Raw genomic sequence first — 6,000 nt, 5'->3', positions numbered from 1 at the left:
CGTCGCTTTCGTCGCTTTCGTCGCTTTCGTCGCTTTCGTCGCTTTCGTCGCTTTCGTCGCCGGCGCGGCCTTCGCGGCGCGCTTCGCAGGTTTGGTCGGCATGTCGGGCTCCACGTCGCGCAGCGGTTTGTCGTCGCGCACGCGGGCGAAGCTGGCCTGACGCACCAGGCCCTCGCTGCCGCGCCCGCGCAGGTTGACCTCGACCACCAGCCGCGGCGTCACCCAGTGCACGCTGCGCGCGGCGAACGGCACGTGTGCCGGCAGCGCGACGGCCGGCGCGTCGGTGTGCAGCGCGCGCAGGCGCTGGCCGAGCGAACGCAACGTCGCGTCGTCGAAGCCGCTGCCGACGCGGCCGGCGTAGCGCCAGCCGCCGGCCTCGCGCGTGGCCAGCAGCAGCGAGCCGAAGCTGCCGCGGCTGCCCTTCGGCGCGGTGTAGCCCACCACGACGAAGTCCTCGCTGGCCGCGTGCTTGACCTTGATCCAGTGGCCGCTGCGGCCGCCGCGGTACGGCGCGTCGACGCGCTTGCTGACGATGCCTTCGAGCCCGGCCGCGACCGCCGCCTCGAACGCATCGCGCCCGCTGCCGGCGACCGGCTCGCTGAACGCCAGCGCCGGCGACGGCGCGGCGTCGAGCACGTCGCGCAGCAGCGCCTGGCGCTCGCGCAGCGGCGCGTCGCGCAGGTCGACGCCGTCGACGTACAGCAGGTCGAACGCGACCAGCCGCAGCGCGTCGACGCGGCCGCCCTTGATCGCCTTCTGCAGCGCGGCGAAGTCGCTGCGGCCGTGGCGATCGAGTGCGACGAGCTCGCCGTCGAGCACCAGCGTCGACGGCCCGAGCGCCGCCAGCGCGGCGCTCACCGCGGGAAAGTCGCCGCTCCAGTCGAGCCCGTTGCGCGAGCGCAGCCGCGCCTTGCCGCGCGCGATGGTCGCCAGCACGCGGTAGCCGTCCCACTTGACCTCGTGCTGCCAGCCGTCGCCCGGCGGCGGCTGCTCGCGCAGCGTGGTCAGCGCCAGCTCGACGTCGTCGGGCAGCGGCGCCAGCGCGCCCTTGCCGGCGACGGCCAGCGCGCGCGCGCGCCAGCCGGCGCCGCGCGCGGGCCGGGCGGCGGCGCGCTTGGTGGGTCGCGGTGTCGTCGGTGACGGCTCGGCTGACGCGGTCTTTCTCGTCCTCGTCGCCGCTTTCGTCGACGCCGATGCCGCAGACCGCGTCTTCGCGGTCGCGCGCTGGCCTGCCGCAGTCGACTGCGCCGCAACGGCCGTCGTTCGCGCGCGCGCCGCCGCGCGCTTGGCGACGGGCGCATCCAACGGCGCATCGAGCAGTCCATCGGCGTCGATGTCGCGCACGTGCTCGTCGCTGCGCTTCATCAGCAGCCATTGCGGCTGGCGCGCCGGCTTGCCGGTGCGCACCAGGGTGAAGCGGCCGCGCAGCCGTTCGCCGTCGAGCGTGAAGTCGAGCCGGCCGGCGGCGATCTGCGCGAGCGCGTCGCCGTCGGTGAACCAGGTGCCGCGGTCGAAGCGGTCGACGTGGCCGGCACCGTACTGGCCCGCAGGGATGTCACCCTCGAACTCGGCGTAGGCGATCGGGTGGTCCTCGACCTCGACCGCCAGCCGCTTCTCGCCGGCGCGCAGCGACGGCCCCTTCGGCACCGCCCAGCTCTTCAGCACCCCGTCGACCTCGAGCCGGAAGTCGTAGTGGCGCGCGCGCGCGTGGTGCAGCTGGATGACGAACATCGGCTCGCGGCGGCCGCGGCGCGCGCGCGGGCGGGCGTCGTCGCCGGGCTCGGGGGTGCGGTCGAAGCGTCGCTTGCGGCGGTATTCCTCGAGCGCCATCGCCGCGTCCTACGCGCCGGCGAAGCGCAATGGCGCCGCGCGACCGGGGACGTCGGCGCCCGCGCCGCGCATCACCCCGCCTTCCGCGCGGGCTTGCTCTTGGCGGCCGACTTCTTTGCCGGGGCCTTGGCCGCCTTCTTCGCCGGCGACTTGCTGGCCTTCGCGGCCGCCTTGGCCGCAGCCTTCTTCGCCGGCGCCGCACCGCCCTTCTTCTCGAGGCTGCGGCGCAGCAGCTCGGCGAAGTCGATGACGTTGGTCGCGGCGTTCTCCGGCAGCGCGTCCTCGTCGACCGGCGCGCGCACGACCTCCTTGGTCTTGACCCGCTGCTCGATGACCTTGTGCAGGCGGTCGCGGAAGTCGTCCTTGTAGGTGTCGGGCGCCCACTTCGACGCCATCGAATCGATCAGCTGCTGCGCCATCTCGACCTCGCGCGGGCTGATCTTCCACTTCGCCAGGTTGCCCTCGGGCAGCTTGTAGTCGGCCGGGTCGATGATCTCCTGGGCGAAGCGCAGGATCAGCAGCAGCAGCGCGTCGTCCTTCGGCACCACCGCGGCCAGGTACTCGCGGGTGCGGATCACCACGCGGCCGATGCCGACCTTCTTGGTCTTCTTCAGCACTTCGCGCAGCAGCACGTAGCCCTTCTCGGCCTTCTTGCCGGGCTCGAGCACGTACGGTTTCTCATAGAACTCCGGGCCGATCGACGCGGCGTCGACGAACGCGTCGATGTCGACCGACTCCTTGTGGTCGGGCGCGGCGGCGGCGATGTCGGCCTCCTCGAGCACGACGTAGCTGCCCTTGTCGTACTCGTAGGCCTTGACGATCTCCTTCCACGGCACTTCCTCGCCGGTCTCGGCGTTGACGCGCTCGTAGCGGATCGGCGCGTTGTCGCGGCTGTCGAGCATGCGCAGCTGCAGGTCGACGCGGCGCTCGCCGGACATCAGCTTGACCGGGATGTTGAGCAGGCCGAACGACAGCGTTCCGGTCCAGATCGGGCGGGCCATGGCGACGCGTCCACAGGCGGGGGTCCCCGACTGTCCGACCGGCGCCGTCGCCGGGCGGTGAACGCCGGGGGCCCGGTCAGCCAGGTTGCGCGCCGTCGAGCCCGTCGAGCCCGTCGAGCCCGTCGAGGATCGGGCACTCCGGGCGGCCGTCGCCGTGGCAGCGGCGGGCGAGGTCGTGCAGCGTGCGCTGCATCGCCTGCATCTCGGCGATCCGCGCTTCGAGCTCGGCCGCGTGCGCGAGCGCGAGCCGCTTGACGTCGGCGCTGGCCCGCGACCGGTCGTTCCACAGCCCGAGCAGCGCCTCGATCTGCTTGATCGAGAAACCCAGCCCGCGCGCGCGGCGGATGAAGCGCAGCCGGTGCACGTCGGCATCGGCGTACAGCCGGTAGCCGGCGAACGTGCGCGCCGCCGGCGGCACCAGCCCGATCGCCTCGTAGTGGCGGATCATCTTGGCGCTGACGCCGCTGAGCGCGGCGGACGCGCCGATCTCGTGCAGGCCGTCGGCGCGCGCGTCGGCCAGTTCGGGTCGCGGGGTGCGGTCGCTGCGGGGCATGGCGTTTGGCTCCGGGTGGACGGTGGGTCAGCTGCGCGCGTGCCAGGTGCGCAGCAGCAGGGTGTTGGCGACGACGCTGACCGAGCTCAACGCCATCGCCGCGCCGGCGACGACCGGGTCGAGCAGGCCGAACGCCGCCAGCGGGATGCCGACGACGTTGTAGACGAACGCCCAGAACAGGTTCTGGTGGATCTTGCGCGTGGTCCGGCGCGACACGTCGATCGCGTCGGCGACCAGCCCGGGCTCGGGCCGCATCAGGGTGATGCCGGCGGCGTGCATCGCCACGTCGGTGCCGCTGCCCATCGCGATGCCGACGTCGGCCGCGGCCAGTGCCGGCGCGTCGTTGATGCCGTCGCCGACCATCGCCACGACGCCGTCGGCGGCCAGCGCGCGGATCGCGTCGGCCTTGTCGCCGGGCAGCACCTCGGCGCGCACCGCGTCGATGCCGAGCGCGGCGCCGACCGCGCCGGCGGCGCCGCGGTTGTCGCCGGAGATCATCACCGTGCGCACGCCCATCGCGTGCAGCCGCGCGACCGCCTCGCGCGCGTCGGCCCGCGGCTGGTCGCGGAACGACAGCAGGCCGAGCAGGCGCGCGCCGGCCGCGGGTTCGCCGCGCTCGGCCAGCCACGACACGGTGTGGCCGGACGCGGCCAGCACCTCGGCGCGCGCGTCGAATGCGGCGAGGTCGACGCCGGCCTCGCGCATCATCCGGCCGCTGCCGAGCAGCAGCGCGCGGCCGTCGACCGTCCCGCGCACGCCGAGCCCGGACACCGCCTGCACGTCGCGCGCGGCGGTGGCCGCGATCCCGTCGGCGTCGGCCGCGGCGACCACGGCGCGCGCCAGCGGGTGCTCGCTGCCGCGCTGCAGCGCCGCGGCCCGCGCCAGCAGCGCGCGGTCGTCGCCGTCGGCGGCGATGCGCTCGGCCAGCCGCGGCCGGCCCTCGGTCAGCGTGCCGGTCTTGTCGAACGCGACGGTGGCGATGCGGTGCGCGGTCTCCAGCGCCTCGGCGTCCTTGATCAGGATCCCGGCCTGCGCCGCGACGCCGGTGCCGGCCATGATCGCGGTCGGCGTGGCCAGCCCGAGCGCGCACGGGCACGCGATCACCAGCACCGCGACCGCGTTGAGGATCGCCGCGTTCCAGTCCCCGGTCGCCAGGCCCCAGCCGAGCGCGGTGACCAGTGCGATCGCGACCACCACCGGCACGAACACCGCGCTGACCCGGTCGACGACGCGCTGGATCGGCGCCTTCTTCGCCTGCGCGTCCTCGACCAGACGGATGATCCGCGCCAGCGCGCTCTCGGCGCCGACCGCGACGGTGCGCACCGCGACCGCGCCCTCGCCGTTGACCGCGCCGCCGGTGACGCGATCGCCGACCTGCTTGGCGACCGGCAGCGATTCGCCGGTGATCAGCGATTCGTCGGCGTGGGTGCGGCCCTCGAGCAGCTCGCCGTCGACCGGGTAGCGTTCCCCCGGGCGCACGACGACGACGTCGCCGACCGCAACCTGCGCGACCGGCACCTCGACCTCGACGCTGTCGCGGCGCACGCGCGCGACGCTCGGGCGCAGCGCCTGCAGCGCGCGGATCGCCGCGGTGGTCTGGCGCTTGGCGCGCGCCTCGAGCCACTTGCCCATCAGGATCAGGGTGATGACGATCGCCGACGCCTCGAAGTACAGCGGCGCGGCGCCGTGGTGCGGCGGCGGCACCAGCAGGTGATAGACACTCAGGCCGTACGCGGCGCTGGTGCCGAGCGCGATCAGCAGGTCCATGTTGCCGGTGCGCGCCTTCAGCGCGCCCCACGCGGCGCGGTAGAAGCGCGCGCCGAGCCAGAACTGCACCGGCGTGGCCAGCAGCAGCTGCAGCCAGCCCGGCAGCATCCAGTGCGCGCCGAACAGCAGCCCGATCATCGGCAGCGCCAGCGGCAGCGACAGCGCCGCGGCGATCAGCAGGTGCCGGGCCTCGCGCGAGGCGCGCGGCGCCGCCGACGACGACGGGCCGTCGCGCTGCGCGGTCGACGGCGTGGCGGCGTCGCCGGCGACCGTCGCGGCATAGCCGGCGGCAGCCACCGCGGCGACCAGCGCGGCATCGTCGACGTCGTCGCCGACCTGCACGCGCGCGCGCTCGGTCGCCAGGTTGACGCTGGCCTCGACCACGCCGGGCACTGCGGCCAGCGCACGCTCGATGCGGGCGACGCACGACGCGCAGCTCATCCCGGACAGCGCGAGGTCGACCGTGCGCAGCGCGACGCCGTATCCGGCGCCGGCGACCGCGGCGACCAGCGCGGCGCTGGTCACCTCGGGCCCGGCGACGACGTCGGCGCGCTCGGTGGCGAGGTTGACGCTGGCGTCGCTGACGCCGGGCACCGCGCGCAGCGCGCGCTCGACGCGGCTGGCGCACGACGCGCAGGTCATGCCGGTGATCGCGAAGCGGCGGGTCGGGGCGGGGGCGGCGACAGCGTTCATGGCGGGGGACCGGGTGCGGGACAGGCGGGTAGCGTCCGCCTTCCCATCATGGGAAGGTCAAGCCGCCCGCTCAAGCCGCGTCCACGCCGCGAGCGTGGACCGGCGGGCGCCGTGCCCGGGTGATCGCGGCGCCGCGGGCGTCGCGCGCCGCACCGC

4 protein-coding genes are annotated in these 6,000 nt (G+C 74.8%); all 4 read right to left on the bottom strand.

Features of this window, described 5'->3' with window-relative positions:
* A partial coding sequence (gene ligD, locus D3A60_RS01205) for a non-homologous end-joining DNA ligase (protein WP_196778606.1) occupies positions 1 to 1,830 on the bottom strand: 1,830 nt, incomplete at its 3' end.
* A gap of 71 nt (positions 1,831 to 1,901) precedes the next feature.
* Positions 1,902 to 2,831, bottom strand: a complete 930-nt coding sequence (ku, locus tag D3A60_RS01200) for a non-homologous end joining protein Ku (RefSeq protein WP_119716896.1) — start codon at positions 2,829 to 2,831, stop codon at positions 1,902 to 1,904.
* A gap of 76 nt (positions 2,832 to 2,907) precedes the next feature.
* On the bottom strand, positions 2,908 to 3,384 hold the full coding sequence (gene cueR / locus D3A60_RS01195) for a Cu(I)-responsive transcriptional regulator (protein ID WP_119716895.1): 477 nt from the start codon (positions 3,382 to 3,384) through the stop codon (positions 2,908 to 2,910).
* 27 nt (positions 3,385 to 3,411) lie between these two features.
* A complete protein-coding gene (locus D3A60_RS01190; protein WP_119716894.1) occupies positions 3,412 to 5,844 on the bottom strand; it encodes a heavy metal translocating P-type ATPase in 2,433 nt (810 codons plus the stop codon).
* Positions 5,845 to 6,000: the final 156 nt, after the last annotated feature.

The organism is Cognatilysobacter tabacisoli (assembly GCF_003586305.1).
GTDB lineage: Bacteria > Pseudomonadota > Gammaproteobacteria > Xanthomonadales > Xanthomonadaceae > Cognatilysobacter_A > Cognatilysobacter_A tabacisoli.
The sequence above is the reverse complement of the archived record's forward strand: the minus strand, read 5'-3'. Positions and strand labels throughout refer to the sequence as shown.

Bases quoted from the DNA above. Each gene is read 5' to 3' on its own strand.
- D3A60_RS01190 (WP_119716894.1), bottom strand. From the start codon at position 5,844: ATGAACGCTGTCGCCGCCCCCGCCCCGACCCGCCGCTTCGCGATCACC.
- cueR (WP_119716895.1), bottom strand. From the start codon at position 3,384: ATGCCCCGCAGCGACCGCACCCCGCGACCCGAACTGGCCGACGCGCGC.
- ku (WP_119716896.1), bottom strand. From the start codon at position 2,831: ATGGCCCGCCCGATCTGGACCGGAACGCTGTCGTTCGGCCTGCTCAAC.